Below are 24,154 nucleotides of genomic sequence, written 5' to 3' on the forward strand. Positions count from 1 at the left end.
GCTCAACCGATATACATATAGAGGTTGCCCAGGATTTGGCTGGTGAAATCGACCAGCTTCGTTATGATCCAAGGACCAAACAGCAGCAGGGCGAGCAGCACGGCCACGATTTTGGGCACAAACGCCAGGGTCTGCTCCTGAATCTGGGTAGTGGCTTGAAAAATACTGACAATCAGTCCTACCACCAGACCAAGGATCAGCATGGGGGCGCTGGTTTCCAGCACTAAATACACGGCTTGACCCGCCAGGCCGATAATAAAATCCGGATTCATCCCGTATGCCTCCTCTTAAAGATCAGGTGTTAAAACTCATAAGCAGCGATTTGACCACCAGATACCACCCGTCCACCAGCACGAATAGCATAATTTTGAAAGGCAGCGATATCATAACCGGCGGCAGCATCATCATCCCCATCGCCATCAGGGTGCTGGACACCACAATATCGATAATCAGAAAAGGAATAAAGATCATAAAGCCCATGGTAAAAGCCTTCTTCATCTCTCCGATTGCAAATGCCGGCACCATGACGGTTAACGGAATATCATTATAGCTGGCCGGCTTGACGGAAGCCTTGCTGCCGGTATAATTCATGAACAGCAGGAGGTCCTTGGTGCTGGTCTGCTTGAACATGAATTCTTTGATCGGCTCCTGCGCCTTATTCAGCGCCTCGCTCTGGGTCAGTGTGCCCTTCATATAGGGCTGTAAGGCCGTTTCGTTCACCGTAGCCAGTGTCGGAGACATAATGAACAGGGTCAGGAACAACGCCAGTCCCACCAGCACCTGGTTCGGAGGCATCTGCTGGGTGCCGAGTGAAGTTCTGACGAACCCCAGCACGATCACAATCCGCGTGAAGCTGGTCATCAGGACCAGGAACGCCGGAGCGATGCTCAGAACCGTTACCAGCAGCAGAATCGAAATGGAGCTTGTCCCTCCGCCTGAACCGCCGTTGCCTCCGACCTCAATATTAATATTCGGGATCGGATCAGCATGGACCGGATGCAGCAGCAGGACACTGAAAACGCCAAGCAGCAGTATAGAAAGAATCAGCTTTTTTTTCATAAATCCCCCGGCTTCTTCAGATCCTCATCCCTAAGCAGCTCCTCAAGCCTCTCTTTACGCTCCGGGGCCTCTGCCAGCTTGGATTGCAGGGTCTCATAAAAGGACGAGGTCTCACTTAGCTCAATCTCCTCGGATACGGCTTCACCGCGCAGCTTCGTTCTGATCTTGGCGATCAGCGGTGCCAAGAAGTTCTCGGTTCCTGAGGACTGGTCTTCAAAAGCGGAGATGATCAGCGCCACCTCTGCCGGATCGGTAATCTTGTCCATCATAGAGATATTCTCGCCTACACCTATAAGATACAGGCTGCCGCCCAGTTCGATGACCTGAATTGACTTATTCGGGCCAAGACCGAGCGCTCCCAGCGTACGGATGGAACGGCCGCTCATCAGAATCTGATTGCGGCGTCCCAGGAAACGGATCAGCAGCACGATAAGAACAACAATGATTGCAAGAACAAATATAACCTTGAGCAGACTCAGCAGGGAGCTGCCACCGTCTCCGAACGTTCCGGAATTGGCTAACATACCTTATTCCTATACACCCAGTGTTTTATTGATGGCTTCAATGACCCGGTCCGCCTGGAACGGCTTCACGATGAAGTCCTTGGCGCCCGCTTGAATTGCATCAATAACCATAGCCTGCTGACCCATGGCTGAACACATGATGACTTTGGCATTGGCATCCACTTTTTTGATCTCTTTCAGGGCGGCGATTCCGTCCATTTCAGGCATGGTGATATCCATCGTGATCAGATCCGGACGCAGCTCCTTGAATTTCTCAATCGCCTGTGAACCGTCCTGGGCTTCCCCCACAACCTCAAACCCGTTCTTCGACAAAATGTCCCGGATCATCATTCTCATAAATGCTGCATCGTCCACGATTAGAATTCGGTTAGCCATTTTTACAAAATCCTCCCTAAGTATGCTTATTGTAATTTCTGTATGCGGTCCCACTGGCTGACGATATCGGTAACGCGGACACCAAAGTTCTCGTCGATAACTACGACTTCCCCTTTGGCAATGAGCTTGTTGTTCACCAGGATGTCAACAGGCTCACCCGCCAGCTTGTCCAGTTCAATAATCGAACCTTGCGACATTTCCAGAATATCTTTGATCTGCTTCTGGGTCCTTCCTAATTCTACGGTTACCTTTAGGGGTATGTCCATCAATAAATTTAAATTATTTTCGTCGATATTGCCGAACGCTCCGGCGTTCAGATTCGCGAACTGGACAGGCTGCACATTCACGTTGCGGCCCGGTGCCGGATTCTGCGGCGGAGCCTGCTGATACGGTGTCCCCTGCGGAGGCATACCGTAAGGCGGAACCCCCTGCATTCCATACGCCGGCATCCCTTGCGGAGGATAATAATATCCGCCTTCCGGCATTCCCGGGTATGGCGGCATTCCCTGTCCCTGCGGCGGATACTGCGGCGGGTATCCAGGCGCTTCCGGCGCCGGCATCTGCTGCTGTGCCGTAGGCGGCGCTGCAGGCGGTTCCGGTGCTGCTGCCGGAGGCGGAGTCTGCGCCGGCGTCTCCACGGCGGCGGCTGCTGCTTCCTGTTCCGGCTGACCGACATCACCCAGCAGCATCGTCACCATATCCTTGGCGAACTGTACCGGCAGCAACTGCATGATGGTAGAATCGATCAGGTCACCGATTTTCAGGCGGAAGGAAATCTGGATCAGGGTTTCATCATCCGGCAGGCTGCCGACCCCTTCACCGCTGGACATGTTGAGAATATCTATACCGGGCGGGGAGATGTTCACGAACCGGTTGAAGATGGTTGACATCGAGGTTGCGGATGAGCCCATCATCTGATTCATTGCTTCCTGCACGGCGCTGATATGGATCTCATTCAGCTCCTCATCCTTAGGCTGTCCTTCCCCGCCCAGCATCAGGTCGGCAATGACCTGCGCATCCCTGATCTTGATGACCAGGGAATTGATTCCCTGAAAGCCGTCCACATACTGCACATGAACCGCCACATGAGGTTTCGGGAAGGCCTCCTCGAACTCTCCGCGGGTAATGATCGATACCTTAGGTGTGGTGATATCCACTTTCTTGCCCAGGAGCGTGGAGAGTGCTGTCGCCGCGCTTCCGAAGGTGATATTGCCGATCTCTCCCAGCGCATCCTGCTCAAACGGCGTTAAGTAATCATCCACAGTCTTCGGTGAAGGAGCCAGGGTGCCTTCCGCAGACTGTCTTAGAAGGGCATCGATCTCCTCCTGGGACAAATAATCTTTACTCGTCAAACTCTTCAACCCCTTCGCTGACAATCTCGTCTATTTGTACAGCCACACGTTCTTTGATCATCCCGGGACTTCCGATGAACTTCAGCTTGTCTCCTACCTTGATCGACAGACCGGAATCCACCGTTTTGTTCAGGGAAATCACGTCGCCGACGCTGAGTCCAAGAAATTCAGCGATGGATAATCTGGATTCGCCCAGCTCGGCTACAATCGGAAGCTGGGCCCGGTGAACTCTCGCCCGGATCGCTTCAAGCTCCACCTCATCCCGCACCTTCTTCTCGGAGACAAACCACTGGTGTACGGACAATCTCGACATAATCGGCTCCAGTACAACGTGAGGAATACAGAGGTTGATCATCCCTGTTGTATCCCCTATCTTGGTGCTGAGGGAGATCAGCGCAATGGTCTCATTGGGCGATACAATCTGCATGAACTGCGGATTTGTTTCCAGCGCTTCCATCCGCGGATGGATATCCAGCACCGTTTTCCAGGCCTCCTGCAGGCTCTCAAAGCACCGGCTGAAGATCCGCTCCATAATCGTTGTCTCAATCTCGGTCAGCGAATTAATCTTGGAGGGTGCTGTTCCGAAGCCGCCCAGCAGCCGGTCGAGCATGGCGAAGGCGATATTCGGGTGAACCTCCATGACCATCCGGCCCTCCAGCGGTTCGGCTTCGAAGATATTCAGAATCGTCATCTTCGGAATGGAGCGGATAAACTCATCATAAGGGAGCTGCTCTACCTGAACGACATTGATCTGCACGAAGGTACGTAATTGGGCCGAAAAGTATGTCGTAAGATAGCGGGCAAAGTTATCATGGATCCGCGTAAGACTGCGGATATGATCCTTGGAGAAGCGCACAGCCCGTTTGAAATCGTAAGAGCGGATCTTTTTCTGGGTTTCTTCCTTTTTAAGTTCGTCGGCATCCATCTCTCCGGATGACAATGCAGCAAGCAGCGCATCAATTTCGTTTTGTGATAGTACATCAACCAATTCAATCACCCCCCATCAAAGAATGAACCCGCCTGCAGCTACATCGGTGCCAGTATAAACTTAGTGAATTCAATCTGGGTAATCGAACCTTTAGTCAAGTTCTTATTGATAATGTTCGCCAGCTTGCTGTTGAATTGATCCATGCCGTTTGCCCCTCTCAACTCCTCGGGCTTTGCATCGGCAACCGCCTTGATAATCAGCGGTGTAATCTTGATTGATTTTATCTTTTCGAATTCTTCCTTGGACTTCGCCGAATCTAATTGAATCGCGATGTCAACTGACAGGATGTAATCGGGATCGGCAAGGTTGGTTTTGATGTCTTTGATTTCGGCCGTCAATTCGACGATTTCATCCGCAGACAACTTCTTAGTCTCCACGTTCTGTACAGCCTGGTTTGCATCATTTGCATCACTTGGGAAAAACCTGTCCATCAGCAGGAATGCGGCGACTACGATAAGCGTAATGGCCAGCAGTATCGTAATGAGCCACGGCAGCATCTTTTTCATGAAAGCTCCTCCATCGACTGGACTTTAATGGTGGCAGCATGTGTGCCTATGTCCCTGTTATATTCCTTGATCATGTTAATGACTTCATCGGCCTTCTCACGCACAATCAGCCTTTTGCCCGTTACGAGTGTAATGTACGTGTCCGGTGACTCCTCCACCATTTCAACTAACAGGGCATTCAGCCACATGGCTGCCCCGTTCAATCTTGTTACCGAAATCATAACAGGCCTCCTAACAAAAAATAGGGGGAGGATTCCTCCCCCACGACTGTTCTGACAACCCTGCTGAGCGGCAGAGTGTCTTGATCAAGCTAGTATTAAGCTAAAGGAAGAGCTTAACGCTTCAGGTTAACCACTTCCTGCAGCACTTCGTCAGAGGTGGTTATGATCCGCGAGTTCGCCTGGAAGCCGCGCTGGGTCACAATCATCTCCGTGAATTCGCCGGTCAGGTCAACGTTGGACATCTCCAGCTGGCCGGGAACGATGGTGCCGGTTCCTACCTCAGTGTTGCTGGCCGTGGTCGGCTCCAGTGCACCCTCGGCATTGGCATTCAATGTCATCCGGTACAAGTTGCCGCCGATCTTCTCCAGACCCGACGGATTGCTCACCTTGCCGATACCAATCTGCACACCGTTCTGGGTGGTGCCGTCAGCCATACTCTGTATGATCGTACCGTTGCTGGAGATCGAGAACGCCGTTACATCCTCTCCCAACTGAATGGGTTCACCGCCGGAATCTACGACGTGCAGCCCATCGGACGTAATCAGATTACGGCCCGCATCGACATGGAAATCCCCGGCGCGGGTCAGGAAGGGAACATCCTGGTCCTCCGAGAGCTTCACCAGGAAGAATCCGTCTCCTTCAATCCGCAGGTCGGTAGGATTATTGGTCGTCATCGCACTGCCGCCCGTATGCATGGTATCGATAGAGCCGATGGATACCCCGAGGCCGATCTGCTTCGCATTCACCCCGCCCTGGCCCCCATCCACCGGTGCCGTAACCCCGGATACGGTCTGGCTCATGATATCCTTGAACATCACGCGGCCTGATTTGAAGCCGATGGTATTGACATTGGCGATATTGTTGCCGATAACATCAAGCTTCGTCTGGAAGCCGCGCATACCTGAAACCCCTGAATACATCGATCTTAACATTATTAATCGTCCTCCCGGATATAGAGTCTTCTGACTCTTGAGAATTGGAATGTTGAAGCTAAGAGCATGGCCGCGTCAGTCGGTCGGCGGCCACTGCCGGCTCTCCAGTTCGGACCAGCCGGTTCATGAGATAATTACTGCGCTGTCAATCTGCGTGAATACATTGTCTTTCATAGATTGGCCGTCCATGGCCGTAACTACAGTCCGGTTGGCGACACTTACGATTAACGCCATGTCTTTCATGAGAATCAATGACTCTTTGCTGCCCTTGGCGGCTGCCTTATCTACAGCAGAGGAGATCTGATCCAGCTGGCGGCTGCCAAGCTCGATTCCCCGCTGCTCCAGACGTCTCGCTGCATGATTGCTGAATTTCAGCAGATTCTTCTGCAGCACACTCTCGAAGGAAGCCTCGGAGCCGGCCGGGTTCTTGACGGATGACGGACGCTGCAGGGCAGAAGGATGTACCGTTCCCGGGTACAGCTGCCCGATTGTTATCCGGTCACTCATGCCGTTTCCCCGCTCTCCCCGCCGTCCGTTGAAGAGTCACTGCCTGCTTCTGCTTCACTAACGGCATTCTGGATTTGCGTGACATCCGTTAAGGCAATGCGCTCATTGCTTACAACCGCGTATTGGACACCGCTGCTGACAACAATGGATTCTACATTGCCGGATTTCGGCAATTTTGTCTCGGTATCCGTCCAGGTAATCTGCTTGCCGATCAGCCCGGAGACCGAGCCCAGCGACTGATTCATCGCCGTAAGCTGGGTTGAAATATTCATAAGCTGCTCAACCGATGAGAACTGGGCCATCTGGGCGATGAATTCCTTGTCCTCCATCGGCTGCGTCGGGTCCTGATTCTGCAGCTGGGTCATTAGAATCTTCAGGAACTGATCCTTGCCCAGTGTAGAACTCCCGGTGGTCTTAGGCTTATTGTCGACTACATAATTCCATTGATCACTCGTTGAAACGGGGGGTGTTGTTGCCATGCTATCTCACCTCTCTTGTCTGTTCACTTATTCACTAAGCCTTGGCTGAGAAGCCGCCGTCCTCTGCAAGCTCCTGCTGTGCCGAGACCCAATCCTTCCATTCTCCGCCCAGCTCCGCAGCTAATACTGCATCTCCGGATTCTTCCTGGCGTTCTCTTGAGCGTCTGCCTTGCTGCTGGCTGCCGGCCCCTGCCTGCTGGCCTTGCTGTCCGGTCCACTGGGACTGAGGGGACGAGCTGTTCTGCGATACTTCCAGCCGTTCTACCTGCAGACCCTGGGATTGCAGCGCCAGACGGAGCTGACTCATCTGCTGCTCCAGCATATCCTTGGTTCCGGCATGCTGGGTCATGAACTGTGCAACCAGATTGCCGTTATGCATAGTAATCTTCACATCCACTTGTCCCAGATTCTCAGGGAACAAAGTAATGGTTGCTTCCGCCACGCCGCCTTTGCGGACGATCTCAAGCTTGCCGCCGATGAACGAATTCATCTCGCGGGCAAATTGATGGACCGGCACAGGCGCAGCCTCCGCCTTAAGCGGTGCAGTAATTCCGTGCCGCAGGGATAATTGGCCCGCCGTTACAACCTCCGGCTCCTTAGTTGTCCCTTCGCCAGCGAGCAAAGGATCTTCTGCAAGCACGGTCTCCTTCGCTGCGGCAGGCACTAACGTGGCCACAGGAGTGGAACCCTCAGGTGCAGTTACCGCTTCGGAATTGCCAGCCCCAGCCGCTGCATCCAGCATAGAACGAGTGCTCGCTGAAGCCCCTAATAGTCTGCGGACATCCGCTGCCAAATCTGCCTTGCTATACATTTCCACCTTAGGCTCGCTTCCCGTTGCCTGTTTAAGTGACACCGCTGGAGCATCAACAACTGCTGGAGCCTTGTTAGCCATGGACTTGTGATTAACAGGTGTACTCTCCGCCATAAGAGCCGAGAATTGATTCAGAAGTGCTGCTCCTTTGACAGCCGTCTCCTGATCGCCGCTGACCGCTGCCTTCTGAACCAGCTGCACCAGGCTGTTCAGTTCATCCTGAACGGCAAAACGCAGGGTGTCCGGGTTGCCCGCAAGCGGCGACAAGGTTACGGAGGTCTCAGCCGCAGGCTCAGCTCCATTCTGCTGCACTGCAGCAGTGTTGCCGGTCAGCAGAGCGGATACCTGAAGCAGCCATCCCTGGAGCGCTGCAAGCAAGCTAGGATCGGCCTCCAGACTGCTGTCCAGCTGCTCTACATCCTGCTTCATGCTTTCCAGTAAGGGGGCTGTCTGCTTATCCAGACTTTCTGTATCCTCTCCCTTAGCCTGCACGGCACTTAGAAGTCCTTGCAGCAAGGACGCCAGATTAACAGCAGGAGCCGCGGTTGCCGGAGCAGCTGCGGTTGTGCCGCCCATGCTCTGTACCAGCGTCTGTGCAAAAGGCATTGCCGGACTGGAAGCCGCTGCAGTTGTGCCGCCTGCTCCACTTGCACCCGCCGTTGATCCTCCGCCCGTAGTCAAATTACCTGCAGCCAGGGTTTGTATGATTAGACTCATCTTTTTCACCTCCCTTCAAGCGTGTTATTTGCCGCCCATCAGACGGTTTACAATCTTAGCAGCCTGCTTGCTGTCCTTCTTCGTCATCTCGCCCAGAATAGAGGAGCGGACTGTGTCACTTACCGAATTAAGGACCGTAATGACCTTATCCGGACTGACGCTGTACATGGAGCCGAGCAGGACAGCTGCATCTGCAGCCGGCATAGCGGTGAAGGTCTGGCTGAGCTTTTCCTGATCCAGATTGGCCGAAGGCTTTGCAGGGGCCTCGCCCCCTGCATCCTGCTTAAGTCTGGATTGAAGGGCTGCAATAGCCATATCGGTTGAATTGGTTGTTTCCTTTAGCAGAATGGACACATCCGCTGCTTTTTTAGGGTCCATCTTTTCGAGAATGGCCGTTTTGCCGGCATTGTTCATGTTGCTGAAGATCTGCACCATCTCTTCCGTGGTCATATTCTCCATGATGGGAGCTGCCTTGGAAGGCTTCATTCCGGCATACAGCTTGGCCAGGTCCTTTACCTTCGTAAGATACGGATCCTCTTCTTCATCTGTTGCGGCTGCGGCCTCAGCGGCTTCTGTCTTCAAGCCGTCAATCTGCTTCTGCAGCGCCGAAGCCTTGTCCGCTTCAGCTGTTCTTGCGTCTTCAGCCTGCTTCAGCTTCTCAGCCTGCGCGGCCAGCTGCGATTTAAGCTCCTTAATTGTGCTCTCCGAGCTGGCAGCCTGCTCCTTGCTTTCCTTTTGCGGTTCACCGCCGGTCTCATCTGCCGCCTCAGGGTCCGGCACCGGATCAGGAACCCACTTTTCTACAAAAGGAATTTTGCCCGCAATCTCCAGCACGTTATTGCGGATATCCATATTAAATAGAGTCAGCAATACCCCAAGCAGCACAAGCGTGAAGATGATCGGAATCATCAAGAATAAGAAACGCTCTAACTTGCCTGCCGACCCTTCATCTTCAAATTCCATATCATGATTTGCCACTGGCGGAAACCTCCCGGGTTAGAGGGATTTCATCGCGAAGCGGACGGTAGCCATCTCATCCAGTTCGTTTTGTTCCCGTAAACTCATATTCTGCAGAAATGCCGTCTGTGCCTTGTCTTTTGCCTTCAGCCATACCTTCTCATCCAGCACCTTGGTACTCAGATGATTCTGTTTATTCTGAACCTCCATATGCGCCCGGCTGATATCAGACTGCTTGCGGGCAATACATCTGTCCAGATAATCCGCATAATCCTGCATCTCGCGGATTTTGGCCAGCGGCGTCCTCTGCTGGGCTGCACTTTGCAGGGACATCATCAGTGAGCTCCGCTGGTTTATTAATTCATCAAGGCTTTTCTCCTGTGCCTGCAGTTCTCCGAGGGCGCTTGAGAGCATCCACTCTGCCTGTGTCTTTTCGTTACCCTTCAAGTCCACCACTTTTTGAAAAGTATAATGGAACCGCATGATCATTCACTCCTCGAGAACTGTGAAATTAAAGACTGCTGCACTTCACTAAGGGTTACCTTCTCATTCACCTTCTGCTTGGTGAATTCCCAGATGCTGTCGATGTAATGCATGGATTCATCGATCTGGGCATTGGAGCCCCGCTGGTAGGCTCCGATATTAATCAGATCTTCGGAATCCTTGTATACGGCCATCAGGCGCTTCACATTCTCCGCCGCCGCAATCTGCTCCTCCGGAGCAATGTCCTTCATCACCCGGCTGATGCTGGAGAGTACATCAATGGCCGGGAAATGTCCTTTGTTGGCAATGCTCCGGTTCAGGACAATATGTCCGTCCAGGATACCACGCACCGCATCGGCGATCGGCTCATTCATATCGTCACCGTCAACCAGCACGGTATAGAAAGCGGTGATTGAGCCTGTAGGCCCGGTCCCTGCCCGCTCCAGCAGCTTGGGCAGGCTGGCGAACACGGATGGCGTATATCCCCTCATCGCCGGAGGCTCGCCTACAGCCAGTCCCACCTCGCGCTGGGCCATGGCGTAACGGGTCACCGAGTCCATCATCAGCATCACATTCAGGCCGCGGTCGCGGAAGTACTCCGCGATGGTAGTGGCAATCAGCGCCCCTTTGATGCGAATCAGCGCCGGCTGGTCTGAGGTCGCTACGATAACTACTGAACGCTGGAGGCCCTCCGGTCCCAGGTCGCGCTCAATGAAATCCAGCACCTCTCTGCCCCGCTCGCCGATCAGCGCAATCACATTCACATCTGCTGACGTGTTGCGAGCAATCATGCCCATCAGGGTACTCTTCCCGACGCCCGAGCCGGCGAAGATCCCCACGCGCTGGCCTTTGCCGATAGTCAGCAGACCGTCAATCGCCCGGACTCCGATGCTGATCGGCTCGGCCACCCGCGGGCGGTTCAGCGGATTGGACGGTATATTAAAGGTTGAGCTATGCGGCATTCTGGCCGGGATCAGGGAGCCGTCAAGCGGCTGTCCCAGTCCGTCCAGCACCTTGCCCAGCAGCTCGGAGCCAACTTGAACACTCAGCGGCTTGCCGGTGCCGACGACATCACAGCCGGGGCCGATAGCCTGCAGTTCACCCAGCGGCATGAGCAGCACCTTGTTGTCGCGGAAGCCGACGACCTCGGCCTGCAGAGGCTTCGTACCCTTGGCCGGATAGATATAACACACATCACCGATGCTGGCATCCGGACCCTCTGACTCGACCATCAGCCCGATCACCTGGGTAACCTTACCGTTAATGCGGACCGGATCGAAGTTACGCAGCTGCTCTTTATACTTTGCGGCATCAAGCATCGCTGTCTCCACTTCTCTGCTCATCCGAGTCCAGTGCAATGCGGAGCAGCTCTTTTTTGATCTCGGCAAGCTGGGTATCGACGCGGGCATCAATGCTGCCGAAGGAGGAGCGGATAACACAGCCCTGGTCCTTCACCGTGGAGTCCGGGAGAATCTGCAGCTCTGCCTGCGAGTCTACCGCGAGCGAGAGCTCCTCTCTTGCAGCATTGACGAAGGCGAACTGGGCAGGAGAGACGCATAGCGAGATCAACCCCTGCTCACGCTTGCGGGCCAGATTCTTACGGATGAGATCCATGGCGAACTGCGGCTCCACCGTCAGCTGCTTGTCCACGATCTTCTCGGCAATGCTGCAGCTCATCTCCACCAGAAACGGCTCAGCCTCCTGAATAATCACATCTCTTGCCCGGTATGCCTCCTGAAGCACGCTTCGCGCCTCCTCCATCATCTCAGCCATACGCCGGGACATCTCCAGCTCAGCCTGGGCCAGACCTTCCTGATAGCCCTGCTGATACCCCTCGGCCTTGACCGCTTCGGTCAGCAGCTCATCCTGCTCCCTCTGCTGGCGCCACCATTCTTCAGCTTCCGTCCGTGCTGATTCGATAATATTCTCGGCTTCCTGGGAGGCGCTTCGGACCTGATCTTCAGCGAACTCCTGAGCGTCCTTCAGCATCTGCCTCCGGGTCTGCTCCGCCGCTTCTCCCGCAGGGTCTGCCTCACGGCTGTCCCCCGCTGCCTCGTCCTGAGCAGGCTCTTCAGTAAGTCCTGCATGATGTCTGGCCTGCTCCAGCCGCTTCAGCACATCAACAGGAATATATTGAGAATGTTTGATCAGCTTAGACAATAATGTCATCTCCTCCGCCACGGGCGATGATAATTTCACCGGATTCCTCAAGTCTGCGGATCGTGCCTACGATACGGGTCTGTGCTTCTTCCACATCACGCAGCCGTACCGGACCCATATACTCCATCTCCTCGCGGAAGGTCTCCGCCATACGCTTGGACATGTTGCGGAAGATAACATCCCGCACCTCTTCGCTGGCCACCTTGAGCGCCAGCTGCAGATCCGCATTGTCGATATCCTTGATAATCCGCTGGATGGAGCGGTTGTCCACATTGACGATATCCTCGAAGACGAACATCCGCTTCTTGATTTCCTCCGCCAGTTCGGGGTCCTGAATCTCCAGGGAATCCAGAATCGTACGTTCTGTACCGCGGTCTACACCGTTCAGAATCTGGACAATCGATTCGATACCGCCCGCATTCGTATAATCCTGGGTGACGGTTGCCGACAGCTTCTGCTCCAGCACACGTTCGATCTGAGTCACAACCTCCGGCGAGGTGCTGTCCATAATCGCGATTCTCCGGGCGACCTCAGCCTGCTTCTCCTGAGGCAGTGAAGACAGGATGGAGGCGGCCTGCTCAAATTGCAGATAAGAGAGTACAAGGGCAATGGTCTGAACATTCTCATTCTGAATGAAGTTGAGAATCTGGTTCGGGTCCGCCTTGCGGGCGAAATCGAACGGTCTGACCTGGAGCGTCGCCGTGAGCCGGTTAATGACTTCGAGCGCCTTGGCTGAGCCAAGCGCCTTCTCCAGAATCTCCTTCGCATAGTTAATGCCGCCTTGTGAGATATACTCCTGGGCGAGACAGATCTGATGGAATTCGGACATGATGAGCTCCTTCTCCCCGCTGTCCACCTTGCGGACATTCGCAATCTCCAGAGTGAGCTGTTCGATTTCCTCGTCTCTCAAATGCTTGAATATTTGTGCCGATACTTCCGGCCCTAATGTGATTAGCAGGATTGCCGCTTTTTGCCGGCCGCTCAGTCCCTGCTGGCTAGCTTTAGCCATTCCTTCACCTCTGTTCTTCAGCAAGCCATGTACGCAGCAGGTTGACGAATTCGTCCGGCTTCTTCTTCGCCAGACTCTCCAGCTGCTTGCGGACCTGACTCTCGTTCGTCACACTGTCCATATTAATAGACGGGAATTCGGTAGGAACCTGCAGCGGAATATCTTCCTCTACCTCTTCCTCCTGTTTGTTCTTGCGGCTGCGGTAGATCAGATAACCCCCACCGGCACCGACTAGCAATGCGGCTGCGCCAATCGCCCAGATCATCCAGCTGGCAAGCCCTCCGGTCTGCGTATCCGCAGCAGTACTGCCAAATTGTTGGGACATTACCGAAACTTTTTTAGTAAGATCGGCGTCTGTATAAGTGATACCCGAGTCGGCCAGTGAAGCACGGACGATATTGACCAGAATGTTTCTGATCGCTCCCGAGGTCGCATCATCCAGAGCCGTTTGTCCTGCAGGTGGTTCAACCGCAACATTAATGGTTAAATCTTTTACAGTATATGGGCTGGCAATAATATCCTTAGTGATTCTGCTGACTTCATAGTTCCTTGTCTCCGATGTTTCCTCAGAAGAAGAATCACCCGTACTTGCCCCCGCCGGATAACCTGCAACATCTTCAGAGCCTGTACCTGCCACTCCTCCGGATGTGTTTCCTTTGCCCGAGTACGTATTGCTGATGATCTGGGAGCTGATTTCGATCCCTTTCATATTCTCGGTGTCTACAGGCACAACGAGGTCTTCCTTCCGGTTCTCTTTGTCGAAGTTCAGCTTGGAGAATACCAGAACATCGACTTTATCGGGACCGGTGAGTGTGCTGAGGAACTGCTTGACATCCCGTTTGACATCTTCCTCAAATTTCTTCTGCAGCGCGAAGTTCTCTTCAACCTGGCTGGAGACGCCGCTCTGGCCGCCTCTGGCTGTAGGCCGCAGCTCCACCTCATTATTGGTGATCGTAATATTGTCGATTGGAAGATTCGGCACAGCGGTCTTCACCAGATTGAAGTAGCCGTCAATATTCTCCTGGGACGGTCTGAATCCTGGATCGAAGCTGAGCACAACGGAAGCCTGAGCCTTCTCCTGATCCTCCTGCGCGGCGAATACCGTCTCTTTGGGCAGGGTGATGAGCACCTTGGCGTCCTTGATCCCCTGCATTCTTCGCATGAGCTGTTCCACTTCGCCATTCAGGGCGTTGTTGTACTTCACATTGAATTCGCTGTCTGTAGTGCCGATCATCGAAGATGATTCATTGAACACCTTGTATCCGATGGACCCCTGCTGCACAATCCCCTGGGAACCGACAGCAATCTTGATACGAGCAGCATCTGTGCTTGGTACCGATATACTCTTGCCATCAGGGCTCAGACGGTAAGACACCCCGGAAGAATCCAGATAATTCATAACTCCTGCCGAATCCGTGCTGTCCAGATCCTTGAATGCCACTTCATATTCAGTCTTCGTTAACTGCATTGTTACTACTACGATTACTATTATGATGATAAACAGCGTGGAGAAAAATAATATTTTCTGTTTACCGCTGAATCTGTTCCAATACTGGGTCACCTTCTCCCGGTACTGGGCCAATCTTTCATTCACAGTGTCACCCCATCCGAAACGTAGCTAGGATTATTTAGATTTGCGTTCTCATAATTTCCTGATAGGCTTCTATCACTTTGTTCCGGACTTGTGTAGTCAGCTGCAAACTCAGCAATGCCTGCTGGGATGATATCATCGCTTCGTCGATATTGACCTCTCCCAGTACAAATTTGTTACTCATCTCTTTCGCCTGCTGTTCCTGGGCAGCCACCTGATTAAGCGCATTCTCCAGATACGAGCCGAAGCTCTGTCCTGACTGCTGGACGGCTGAGGAGTCAGCGGCTGCGGGCTTCATCATTGCGAGCGGCTGCACGGCCTGGCTCCCGATCAATACATTCTGTATCACTTGTTCTCCCCCTGATTCATCGATTCAACTTACCGTCCGATCTCAAGCGCCTTGACCACCATCGATTTGGAGGCGTTCAGCATCGTAACATTCGCTTCATAAGAACGCGAGGCAGACAGCATGTCCACCATTTCCTTGGTGATATCCACATTGGGCATGTACACATACCCGTTCACATCCGCATCGGGATGGCTGGGGTTATATACCGGCTTGAGCGGCGAAGTATCGTCAATAATGGCTGTAACCTTAACCCCTTCGCTGCCCCCGCCCATTTGTGAGTGAAGGATATTCGAGAAGCTGTCTCCCTGGGATGTCTCCAGTACTGCAAGTTTACGGCGGTAAGGAACGGCCTTGCCGTCCACTACGGAAGCTCTAGTAGTCTCGGCGTTTGCGATATTGGACGAGATGATATCCATCCGCAGACGCTGGGCGGTTAAAGCCGAAGCACTGATTCCAAAGCTGCTGCCAAAATTCATCGCTCATTATCCTCCCTGTACCACTGTACGCATCATGGTGATCTGGCTGTTCAGCTGCTCTATATAAGAGTTGTACCTTAGCTGATTCTCGGCGCTCAGCGCCTGTTCACGTTCCATATCCACATTATTTCCATTGTTATTCATAGAAGTAGTCTCATCTGTGCTGACAACAGCAGCCGGTATACCGGTCACCGTTCCAAACTGGAAATGACGGGAATCTGATACTTTAGCGCTCAGCGTCGGCTTGAGTCCATGCTCCTGTTGTTTCAGGATACTCTCAAAGCTTACATCAGAACGTTTAAAATTTGGTGTATCAGCATTTGCTACATTATTGGCGAGAACACTTTGTCGTTTGGTGGCGGCTTCTAGGCCCCCCTGTAATCTTTGAAAGCTGACACTGTTAAGCAAACCCATGGTAATCCCCCTTCCAAACCTATCATAATGAAAAGAATTCCACAACTTCGACCAAATTCCTGCTCACTTTCGACAAATAAAGTCATTTTTTTCATTGCTTTGTCGATAAAAAGTCGAATCATGTCGACGAATGCATCTTATGTCAATCTCACATACATTGATTCTCTTAGAATTTGTATATTATTACAATAAGAAATAAGCCCTATCTTTTCTGAAAAGAGAGGGCTTAAAGCATGTTTTTACAATTTTCTTCCTTTTATGTTACATATTTTTCTTTAAAATAGCATCATTTAACTTTTCGTGCATGATTAAAGGATCAAATTCAGATAGACATAATTCTTTTTACCTAGAATTAAGGTTTTTCGCTCTGTCAGATTAAAGGATATATTGGCTTAAATCGCGATCCTGGGCGATTCCTGCCAGTTTTTCGCGAACATATTCCGGTGTAATGACCATAATATCCAAGGTCAGCTCAGGCGCTTCAAAAGAAAGGTCCTCCAGCAGCTTCTCCAGAATGGTATGCAGACGCCGCGCCCCAATATTCTCCATATTCTGGTTCACAGAAGCGGCAATCTTGGCAATTTCCTGAATAGCCTCCTTCTGGAACTGGATTTCGATGTTCTCCGTCTGCAGCAGATGGACATATTGTTTCGTTAATGCGTTCTCCGGCTCGGTCAGTATAGATACAAAGTCCTCAAGTGTCAGACTGCTCAGCTCTACGCGAATCGGGAAACGCCCCTGCAGCTCGGGAATGAGATCCGAAGGCTTGGCGATATGAAAGGCCCCAGCGGCGATAAACAGAATGTAGTCGGTCTTCACAGGACCGTATTTGGTCATCACCGTTGAGCCTTCCACGATAGGCAGAATATCGCGCTGTACGCCCTCGCGGGATACATCGGGGCCTGAGCCCTTGCCCTGGCTGGCTACCTTATCAATCTCATCGATAAAAATAATGCCCGACTGCTCCGCACGCGCAACAGATTCCTGGATCATATCATCCGTATCGATCAGCTTGGCCGCCTCATCCTGGATCAGCACCTTACGGGCCTCCCGGATCGGCAGCTTGCGCTTCTTCGTCCGCTTCGGCAGCAGGCTGCCGAACATCTCCTGCATGTTCATGCCCATCTGGTCATTCCCCTGCCCGGCGAACATATCCATCATTGAAGGCGTCGTGTCCTCCACATCAATCTCAATGACGTCATCCTCCAGCTGACCGGCCAGCAGCTTGAACTTGATGCCTCTGCGGCGCTCGCTCAGACTTCCGTCCTCCGCCTCTTCCTTGGTCTCCTCCGCACTGCCGCTGTTCCCGCCAAAAATCATCTCGAACGGATTCCGCTGTGATTTGCCCTTGGATGAGGAAGGTACCAGAATCGCCACAATCCGGTCATTGGCCAGCTCCTCGGCACGGTCCTTAACCTTCTCGGTGCGTTCAAGCTTTACCATACGGATAGAGGTCTCCACCAGATCGCGGACCATGGACTCGACATCGCGGCCCACATAACCGACTTCAGTAAACTTGGTAGCTTCTATCTTGATGAACGGCGCATTAACAAGCTTGGCCAGACGCCGGGCAATTTCGGTTTTGCCGACACCGGTCGGTCCGATCATCAGAATGTTCTTGGGCACCACTTCATCCCGCAGCTCTTCAGACAAAAGGCTGCGCCGGTACCGGTTGCGGAGCGCCACAGCTACGGATTTCTTGGCCTGTCTCTGGCCAACAATGTACTTATCAAGCTCTGTTACGATCTGGCGGGGTGTAAGCGACTGATTCGCCATTCGGACTTCCTCCCTTTTTGTGTGGCACCGTGCCTATAGTTCTTCGACAATGATATTAGAATTGGTATATACACAGATCTCGGAAGCAATCTGCAGCGCTTCTCTGGCAATCTCCGGTGCGCTGAGATGGGCAGCATGGCGCTTGAGCGCCCGCCCCGAGGCAAGTGCGAAGTTGCCGCCGGAACCGATAGCCAGCACATCATCATCCGGTTCAATGATTTCGCCGTTACCGGAGATCAGCAGCATCCCTTCCTTATCCATTACAATCATAAGAGCCTCCAGCTTGCGCAGGATGCGGTCCTGGCGCCAATCCTTGGCCAGCTCCACCGCTGCCCGCTGCAGGTTGCCGTGATGCTCCTCCAGCTTGCCCTCGAACTTCTCGAACAGGGTGATTGCATCAGATACGGAACCCGCGAACCCGGCAATCACCTGTCCTCTGTACAGGCGGCGGACTTTTTTGGCCGTCGTCTTCATAATGACGCTCTCTCCGAATGTAACCTGGCCGTCCCCGGCAATTGCCGCATGGCCGTTATGTCTTACCGCACAAATCGTAGTCGCATGAAAGCTGGGTAACATAATAGGCGCCCTCCTGAAATGTTATGATCGAATCCTGAAATTATTGCACTGGAGCTTCAGCCTGCTCAGCTTCCGCCGCCTCAGGCTCCTTATAGGTCAGCCCGCGGGATGCCGCATAAGCAGCAAGGCTGTCCAGCGCCCGGTAAGCAAGACGTTCATTCTTCTCCTTCTTGTTCTTGAACCGGCTATCCAGCTTCGGCAGCAGTCCGAAGTTGGCATTCATCGGCTGGAAGTGCTCGGGATCGGCCGAGGTAATGTACGCAGGCATGCTTCCAAGAACGGTATCCTCCGGGAAAATCAGGCTCTCCTCACCAAGCGCAGCCCGCGCCGCATTCATGCCGGCAATCATGCCGGAAGCCGCCGACTCCACATATCCTTCAACACCGGTCATTTGCCCGGCGAAGAACAGCCGCTCGCGGCCCTTCATCTGATAGGTAGGATGCAGCAGCTTGGGAGAATTGATGAAGGTATTGCGGTGCATGACACCATAGCGCACATACTCGGCATTCTCCAGGCCCGGAATAAGCGAGAAGACCCGCTTCTGCTCGCCCCACTTCAGATGGGTCTGGAAGCCGACCAGATTATACAGCGTTCCCGCAGCGTTGTCCTGGCGAAGTTGCACAACCGCGTAAGGCAGCTTGCCGGTGTGCGGATTCATCAGACCTACAGGCTTCATAGGGCCGAATAATGCCGTCTGCTTACCGCGTTTCATCATAATTTCGATCGGCATACAGCCCTCGAAGTAAATCTCTTTCTCGAAATCTTTGAGCGCGGCAGTCTCGGCCGAGATCAGCGCATCATAGAACGTATTGAATTCCTCTTCCGTCATGGGGCAATTCAGGTATGCGGCTTCGCCTTTATCGTAGCGGGAGGCAAGATAGACCTTGTTCATATCAATACTGTCCTTCTCTACAATCGGGGCGGCGGCATCATAGAAATAGAAGTATTCCTCGCCCAGCAGCTCCTTGATCTCCGAGGACAGGGACGGGGAGGTCAGCGGGCCAGTAGCAATGACAACGATCCCTTCCTCCGGTATATGCGTAAGCTCTTCATTTATGACTTCAACCAGCGGGTGATTATGCAGCACCGATGTAATCTCTCCGGAGAAGCCGTCACGGTCCACAGCAAGCGCACCGCCTGCCGGAACTGCATGTCTGTCGGCAGCGCCCAGCACAAGCGAGTCCAGACGGCGCATTTCTTCCTTAAGAACCCCTACCGCATTGCCCAGCCCGTTAGCCCGCAGCGAATTGCTGCAGACCAGCTCTGCGAACTGGTTGGTATGATGCGCAGGTGTCTTCACAACCGGGCGCATCTCATATAATCTTACCGGCACTCCGCGCGAGGCGATCTGCCAGGCGGCCTCACTCCCGGCAAGGCCCGCTCCAATGACGGTTACTTTCTTTGCTTCAGTCAATTTCCGTTCCTCCTGTGAACCTATTATTCTGCCAATTCCTCGTTGTCAAGTACAGCTTCTGTATGATCACACGAGGTGCACTGCAGCTTCGCCCCTTGCTTGTTGCGCTTCTCGATCATCCAGGAGCCGCAAGCCGGGCACGGCTTCGCGGACGGTCTGTCCCAGGACACAAAATCACAGCCCGGATACTGGTCGCACCCGTAGAAGACACGACCCTTCTTGCTGCGCCGCTCCACCACCTTGCCTTCATGGCATTTCGGACAGCTGACCCCGATATCCTTCACAATCGGCTTCGTATTGCGGCATTCCGGGAATCCCGAGCAGGCGAGAAATTTGCCGAACCGGCCCAGCTTGTAGACCATCGGCTTGCCGCATTTCTCGCATAGCTCGTCAGAGACCTCATCTTCAATTTCGATCTCCTTCATTTCCTCTTCCGCATACGTAAGGCGCTTCTCGAAGGATTCGTAGAATTCAGCCAGTACCTTGACCCAATCCTCTGCGCCTTCTTCCACATGGTCAAGATCTCCCTCCATATGGGCTGTAAATTCCACATCGAGAATCTCCGGGAAGAACTCTTCCATTTGCTCAATGATCAGCTCGCCTAGCTCAGTCGGCATGAACTTCTTCTCTTCAATCGCCACATACCCGCGCTTCTGGATCGTCTCCAGTGTCGGCGCATACGTACTCGGACGGCCGATCCCCAGCTCCTCCAGCGTCTTGACCAGTCTGGCTTCGGTATATCTCGGCGGCGGCTGGGTGAAATGCTGCTTCGGCTCGATTTCATTCGCCTTCAGGGCATCACCGGCCTTAAGCGGCGGCAGGAATTTCTCGTCATCAGTGGTACCGTCGTCATTGCCTTCCACATAGACCTTCATGAAGCCCGGGAAGGATACCTTGGACCCGACAGCCCTGAATATCGCTGTACCTGCTGTAATATCAACCGACAGGGTATCGAGCAGCGCCGAGGACATCTGACTGGATACGAACCGCTCCCACACCAGCTTATAGAGGCGGAACTGGTCACGGCTCATGAATTCCTTCACCATCTCGGGCTCGCGGAGCGCAGAGGTCGGACGGATCGCTTCATGGGCATCCTGAGCGCCCGCAGCCTTCTTGGAATATTGGCGCGGTGTCTCGGGAACGAACTTCTCGCCGTACTTGGAGAGAATCAGCTCCTTGGCTTCTTCCTGGGCCGTGGCGGAGATCCGGGTGGAATCCGTACGCATATAGGTAATCAAGCCGACGGTCCCTTCCTTGCCCAATTCAACCCCCTCATAGAGCTGCTGGGCGACAGACATCGTCTTAGCCGCGCGGAAGCCCAGTTTGCGGGCCGCTTCCTGCTGCAGTGAGCTGGTGGTAAAAGGAGCGGACGGATGCCGCTGTCTTTCCTTCTCCTTGACTTCCTTCACCTCGAAGGCGGCATTCTTAATCGCCTCCAGCACTTCCTGGACATCGCTCTCCTGGTTCAGCTCTTTCTTCTCGCCGTTCAGCTTATGGAACTTGGCCTCGAACTCCGAATCCCGGATGCCAAGCTTGGCGGTGATGCTCCAGTATTCCGTAGGAATGAACGCGGAGATTTCATTCTCGCGGTCCATGATAATCTTGACCGCTACCGATTGCACCCGTCCGGCGGACAGGCCTTTTTTGACTTTCTTCCATAATAGAGGGCTGATCTTATAGCCGACCAGCCGGTCGAGAATCCGCCGGGCCTGCTGGGCGTTCACCAGATCCATATTAATTTTGCGCGGCGTCTTGAATGCATCCTTCACCGCCTGCTTGGTAATCTCATTGAATACAACCCGGCACTCCTGGGTATTATCCAGCTCCAGTGCATGGGCCAGATGCCAGGCAATTGCTTCCCCTTCGCGGTCCGGGTCAGCTGCGAGATAGACTTTTTTTACTTTTTTGCTGGCATCCTTGAGCTCTTTCAGAATGGAGCCCTTGCCGCGGATCGTGATGTACTTGGGACTGAAATCCTTCTCCACCTCAACGCCAATCTGGCTCTTGGGCAAATCGCGGATGTGCCCCATTGACGCCTTCACAATATATTTACTGCCCAGATATTTACCAATCGTTTTTGCTTTTGCCGGTGACTCTACAATAACCAACGCATCTGCCATAGGTTTTCCTCCCAAAAGTTGATAAGCTTTCACCGGCTGCCTGTCTCCCGGACAGGCTTAAGAGCACCGGGTCTATGCTTATCACAGTTACTTCTATATTAAATTACCTTATAAATTGCTCCCGGTAATTGTACTACCGCTTTTTTTATGATTAAAGATAACAGAACTGAATGCAAATGTCCAAAATCCCACTTCGTAGACACCAGCAGCTCATCCAGCGTAAACGGCCCTTGATGCAGTATATGGTAAAGGTGCAGCTCCTCACTTGTCAATTTCTTTTCCAGACAATCCTCCAGTTTCTCACACTCCGGGCCGCCTGCCAGGGTTGCTCCAGATGAGGCCTTAGGCAGGTAGGACAGGTATTCTTCGATAATATCCGAGGCTGCGGTGACCAGCTTAGCCCCCTGCTTAATCAGCTCCAGTGCCCCCCGGCTCTTGGGTGAGGTCAGCGGCCCCGGCACGGCAAAAACATCCCTGCCCGCTTCAAGCGCAGCATCGGCCGTAATCAGCGACCCGCTGCGGCTGTCAGCCTCCACCACCAGTGTTCCCAGCGTCAGGCCGGCAATAATCCGGTTACGCTGGGGGAATAGCCCGGGGTGGCTGGGCGTTCCGAGCGGATATTCACTCAGCACCAGCCCTTCACGGGCAATCTGCCGCTCCAGGCCGCGGTTCTCCGGCGGATAGACCTTGTCCAGACCGGTAGCGACCACCGCGATCGTCCCTCCGGCTTCCGCCAGTGCCGCTTCATGGCTGATGCTGTCGATTCCTCTGGCCAGGCCGCTGACCACCGTAAGACCTGCCGCACTCAGCTGACGCGCCAGCAGCTCCCCTACCTTGCGCCCATAGGCGGTAGGCACCCGGGTTCCCACCATCGCCACCGAAGGGCGTGCAGCCAGCGCAAGGCAGCCCCGGTAATACAATACCCATGGCGGCTGGGCGGTTTCTTTTAGCTGAACAGGATAGTTATCATCCAGAATGGTCACCATCGCTACACCGCTTTCTTCCATTAAAGAGCGGCGCTTCATAATCCACGCTTCATCCAGAACTGCGGTAAGCCGGGCGGATAACTTATCCGGGAGACCTGCCCTTTGCCAGTCTGCGGCGGTGCAGGATAGGACATCCTTCGTCAGCATTCCCGCCCGCGTAATCCGCTCTATACTCTTCCAGCCGATTCCTTCCACCTCATGCAGTCCAAACAGAATATCACGGATTTCCATAAGCGTTCTCTCCCCATGGAAGGATGAACCTTCCTTATTTTGTAATATAAGACTCGAAATAGCAAGAAAAAAAGCAACCCTTCATCCGCATACACGAATAAAAGGTTGCTTACCTTGAAAGAACATTCTATTAAATTCATCATTAAAAACTATAATTCATAGATAACGGAAGCAAACTGAATCCTAGTGGGTAGTAAAAGCATTCAGAATGCCGCGTTCCTCAAGCACACTGACAAGGGTCGAGCCCATCTCGGCCGGAGTCGGAGCCACCTTGATGCCGCAGGATTCCAGCACAGCAATCTTCTCGCTGGCCGTCCCCTGGCCGCCGGAAATAATAGCTCCAGCATGGCCCATCCGCTTGCCTGGAGGAGCGGTGACACCGCCAATGAAGCCAACGACCGGCTTGGTCATGTTCTCCTTAATCCACTGCGCCGCTTCCTCCTCGGCCGTTCCGCCGATCTCCCCGATCATAATCACGGCTTTGGTGCCCGGATCTTCATTAAACAGCTTCAGAATATCGATGAACTCCGAGCCCTTCACCGGGTCGCCCCCGATGCCAACGGCTGTGGACTGGCCGATGCCGCGCTCTGTCAGCTGATGAACAGCCTCATAGGTCAGCGTCCCGCTTCGGGAGACTACCCCTACATAGCCTGGCTTGTGAATGTAGCCCGGCATAATGCCGATTTTGCATTCTCCCGGCGTGATGACTCCCGGACAGTTAGGACCGATCAGCACGGTGGAGCGGCCTTCCATGTATCTGGAGACTTTGACCATATCCAGCACCGGAATCCCCTCTGTAATGCAAATGACCAGATCCAGCCCGGCATCCACGGCTTCCATAATAGAATCAGCCGCGAAGGCTGGCGGAACATAGATTACACTTGCAGTCGCACCTGTGGCGGCCTTGGCGGCAATCACCGTATCGAATACGGGAAGGCTCTTCTCCGTCCCGTCCTCCAGTGTAATGTGAACCGTGGTCCCCCCTTTGCCCGGAGTTACACCGCCAACCATCTGCGTACCGTAATCCAGCGCGCCTTTGGTGTGAAACAGACCGGTGGCGCCGGTAATTCCCTGGGTGATGACTTTCGTATTTTTATCTACAAGAATGCTCATGCCTTAGGTCACATCCTCACTTTTATTA

The 24,154-nt window shown here is 53.4% G+C and carries 27 protein-coding genes; all 27 read right to left on the reverse strand.

What is annotated here, in order from left to right:
- Positions 1-2 precede the first annotated feature (2 nt).
- Complete coding sequence (gene fliQ / locus K1558_RS21815) at positions 3-272, reverse strand: flagellar biosynthesis protein FliQ (protein WP_238653780.1); 270 nt, start codon at positions 270-272, stop codon at positions 3-5.
- Positions 273-294: 22 nt separating this feature from the next.
- Entirely contained in the window at positions 295-1,059 is a 765-nt protein-coding gene (gene fliP / locus K1558_RS21820) for a flagellar type III secretion system pore protein FliP (protein ID WP_238653781.1), read from the reverse strand.
- A complete protein-coding gene (locus K1558_RS21825) occupies positions 1,056-1,583 on the reverse strand; it encodes a flagellar biosynthetic protein FliO (protein WP_238653782.1) in 528 nt (175 codons plus the stop codon). The genes fliP and K1558_RS21825 overlap by 4 nt, the downstream gene beginning before the upstream one ends.
- Before the next feature lie 9 nt (positions 1,584-1,592).
- Complete coding sequence (locus K1558_RS21830) at positions 1,593-1,958, reverse strand: response regulator (protein WP_019910416.1); 366 nt, start codon at positions 1,956-1,958, stop codon at positions 1,593-1,595.
- A 26-nt stretch (positions 1,959-1,984) separates the two neighbouring features.
- The gene (gene fliY, locus K1558_RS21835) at positions 1,985-3,310 is read right to left on the reverse strand and encodes a flagellar motor switch phosphatase FliY (RefSeq protein ID WP_238653783.1); all 1,326 of its coding nucleotides are present in this window, start codon (positions 3,308-3,310) and stop codon (positions 1,985-1,987) included.
- Entirely contained in the window at positions 3,300-4,298 is a 999-nt protein-coding gene (gene fliM / locus K1558_RS21840; RefSeq protein WP_238653784.1) for a flagellar motor switch protein FliM, read from the reverse strand. Before fliM ends, fliY begins: the two co-directional genes overlap by 11 nt.
- 38 nt (positions 4,299-4,336) lie before the next feature.
- A complete protein-coding gene (locus tag K1558_RS21845; protein WP_238653785.1) occupies positions 4,337-4,804 on the reverse strand; it encodes a flagellar basal body-associated FliL family protein in 468 nt (155 codons plus the stop codon).
- Entirely contained in the window at positions 4,801-5,025 is a 225-nt protein-coding gene (locus K1558_RS21850; RefSeq protein ID WP_238653786.1) for a flagellar FlbD family protein, read from the reverse strand. The genes K1558_RS21845 and K1558_RS21850 overlap by 4 nt, the downstream gene beginning before the upstream one ends.
- 113 nt (positions 5,026-5,138) lie before the next feature.
- Positions 5,139-5,957: a flagellar basal body rod protein FlgG gene (gene flgG, locus K1558_RS21855; protein ID WP_238653787.1), complete on the reverse strand. Its 819-nt coding sequence runs from the start codon at positions 5,955-5,957 to the stop codon at positions 5,139-5,141.
- Positions 5,958-6,080: 123 nt separating this feature from the next.
- Positions 6,081-6,464: a TIGR02530 family flagellar biosynthesis protein gene (locus tag K1558_RS21860; RefSeq protein ID WP_238653788.1), complete on the reverse strand. Its 384-nt coding sequence runs from the start codon at positions 6,462-6,464 to the stop codon at positions 6,081-6,083.
- On the reverse strand, positions 6,461-6,943 hold the full coding sequence (flgD, locus tag K1558_RS21865) for a flagellar hook assembly protein FlgD (RefSeq protein WP_238653789.1): 483 nt from the start codon (positions 6,941-6,943) through the stop codon (positions 6,461-6,463). Before flgD ends, K1558_RS21860 begins: the two co-directional genes overlap by 4 nt.
- A 34-nt stretch (positions 6,944-6,977) precedes the next feature.
- The gene (locus K1558_RS21870) at positions 6,978-8,471 is read right to left on the reverse strand and encodes a flagellar hook-length control protein FliK (protein WP_238653790.1); all 1,494 of its coding nucleotides are present in this window, start codon (positions 8,469-8,471) and stop codon (positions 6,978-6,980) included.
- 24 nt (positions 8,472-8,495) lie between these two features.
- Positions 8,496-9,449: a MotE family protein gene (locus tag K1558_RS21875; RefSeq protein WP_238653791.1), complete on the reverse strand. Its 954-nt coding sequence runs from the start codon at positions 9,447-9,449 to the stop codon at positions 8,496-8,498.
- Between the two features lie 18 nt (positions 9,450-9,467).
- Positions 9,468-9,911, reverse strand: a complete 444-nt coding sequence (gene fliJ, locus K1558_RS21880) for a flagellar export protein FliJ (RefSeq protein ID WP_238653792.1) — start codon at positions 9,909-9,911, stop codon at positions 9,468-9,470.
- Positions 9,912-9,913: 2 nt separating this feature from the next.
- Positions 9,914-11,230 (reverse strand): flagellar protein export ATPase FliI, encoded by a 1,317-nt coding sequence (fliI, locus tag K1558_RS21885; RefSeq protein WP_238653793.1) that lies wholly within the window; start codon positions 11,228-11,230, stop codon positions 9,914-9,916.
- Positions 11,223-12,071: a FliH/SctL family protein gene (locus K1558_RS21890; protein ID WP_238653794.1), complete on the reverse strand. Its 849-nt coding sequence runs from the start codon at positions 12,069-12,071 to the stop codon at positions 11,223-11,225. The genes fliI and K1558_RS21890 overlap by 8 nt, the downstream gene beginning before the upstream one ends.
- The gene (gene fliG, locus K1558_RS21895) at positions 12,064-13,080 is read right to left on the reverse strand and encodes a flagellar motor switch protein FliG (protein ID WP_238653795.1); all 1,017 of its coding nucleotides are present in this window, start codon (positions 13,078-13,080) and stop codon (positions 12,064-12,066) included. Before fliG ends, K1558_RS21890 begins: the two co-directional genes overlap by 8 nt.
- Positions 13,081-13,084: 4 nt before the next feature.
- Positions 13,085-14,674, reverse strand: a complete 1,590-nt coding sequence (gene fliF, locus K1558_RS21900) for a flagellar basal-body MS-ring/collar protein FliF (RefSeq protein WP_238653796.1) — start codon at positions 14,672-14,674, stop codon at positions 13,085-13,087.
- A 34-nt stretch (positions 14,675-14,708) separates the two neighbouring features.
- Positions 14,709-15,020: a flagellar hook-basal body complex protein FliE gene (gene fliE, locus K1558_RS21905; protein WP_238653797.1), complete on the reverse strand. Its 312-nt coding sequence runs from the start codon at positions 15,018-15,020 to the stop codon at positions 14,709-14,711.
- A 29-nt stretch (positions 15,021-15,049) separates the two neighbouring features.
- Positions 15,050-15,496, reverse strand: coding sequence for a flagellar basal body rod protein FlgC (flgC, locus tag K1558_RS21910; protein ID WP_238653798.1), 447 nt, complete (start codon positions 15,494-15,496; stop codon positions 15,050-15,052).
- Positions 15,497-15,502: 6 nt separating this feature from the next.
- Positions 15,503-15,910 carry a flagellar basal body rod protein FlgB gene (gene flgB, locus K1558_RS21915; RefSeq protein ID WP_238653799.1) on the reverse strand — a complete coding sequence of 136 codons (408 nt, stop codon included), beginning with the start codon at positions 15,908-15,910 and terminating at the stop codon, positions 15,503-15,505.
- 375 nt (positions 15,911-16,285) lie between these two features.
- Positions 16,286-17,686, reverse strand: coding sequence for an ATP-dependent protease ATPase subunit HslU (gene hslU, locus K1558_RS21920; RefSeq protein WP_238653800.1), 1,401 nt, complete (start codon positions 17,684-17,686; stop codon positions 16,286-16,288).
- 33 nt (positions 17,687-17,719) lie between these two features.
- Positions 17,720-18,262: an ATP-dependent protease subunit HslV gene (hslV, locus tag K1558_RS21925; RefSeq protein WP_238653801.1), complete on the reverse strand. Its 543-nt coding sequence runs from the start codon at positions 18,260-18,262 to the stop codon at positions 17,720-17,722.
- 40 nt (positions 18,263-18,302) lie between these two features.
- Positions 18,303-19,676: an FADH(2)-oxidizing methylenetetrahydrofolate--tRNA-(uracil(54)-C(5))-methyltransferase TrmFO gene (gene trmFO, locus K1558_RS21930; protein WP_238653802.1), complete on the reverse strand. Its 1,374-nt coding sequence runs from the start codon at positions 19,674-19,676 to the stop codon at positions 18,303-18,305.
- A 23-nt stretch (positions 19,677-19,699) separates the two neighbouring features.
- Entirely contained in the window at positions 19,700-21,796 is a 2,097-nt protein-coding gene (gene topA / locus K1558_RS21935; protein ID WP_238653803.1) for a type I DNA topoisomerase, read from the reverse strand.
- A gap of 98 nt (positions 21,797-21,894) precedes the next feature.
- Positions 21,895-23,013 carry a DNA-processing protein DprA gene (gene dprA, locus K1558_RS21940; protein WP_238653804.1) on the reverse strand — a complete coding sequence of 373 codons (1,119 nt, stop codon included), beginning with the start codon at positions 23,011-23,013 and terminating at the stop codon, positions 21,895-21,897.
- A gap of 183 nt (positions 23,014-23,196) precedes the next feature.
- Positions 23,197-24,126: a succinate--CoA ligase subunit alpha gene (gene sucD / locus K1558_RS21945; RefSeq protein ID WP_238653805.1), complete on the reverse strand. Its 930-nt coding sequence runs from the start codon at positions 24,124-24,126 to the stop codon at positions 23,197-23,199.
- Positions 24,127-24,154: the final 28 nt, after the last annotated feature.

Source organism: Paenibacillus piscarius (assembly GCF_022234545.1).
Lineage (GTDB): Bacteria > Bacillota > Bacilli > Paenibacillales > Paenibacillaceae > Paenibacillus_AQ > Paenibacillus_AQ piscarius.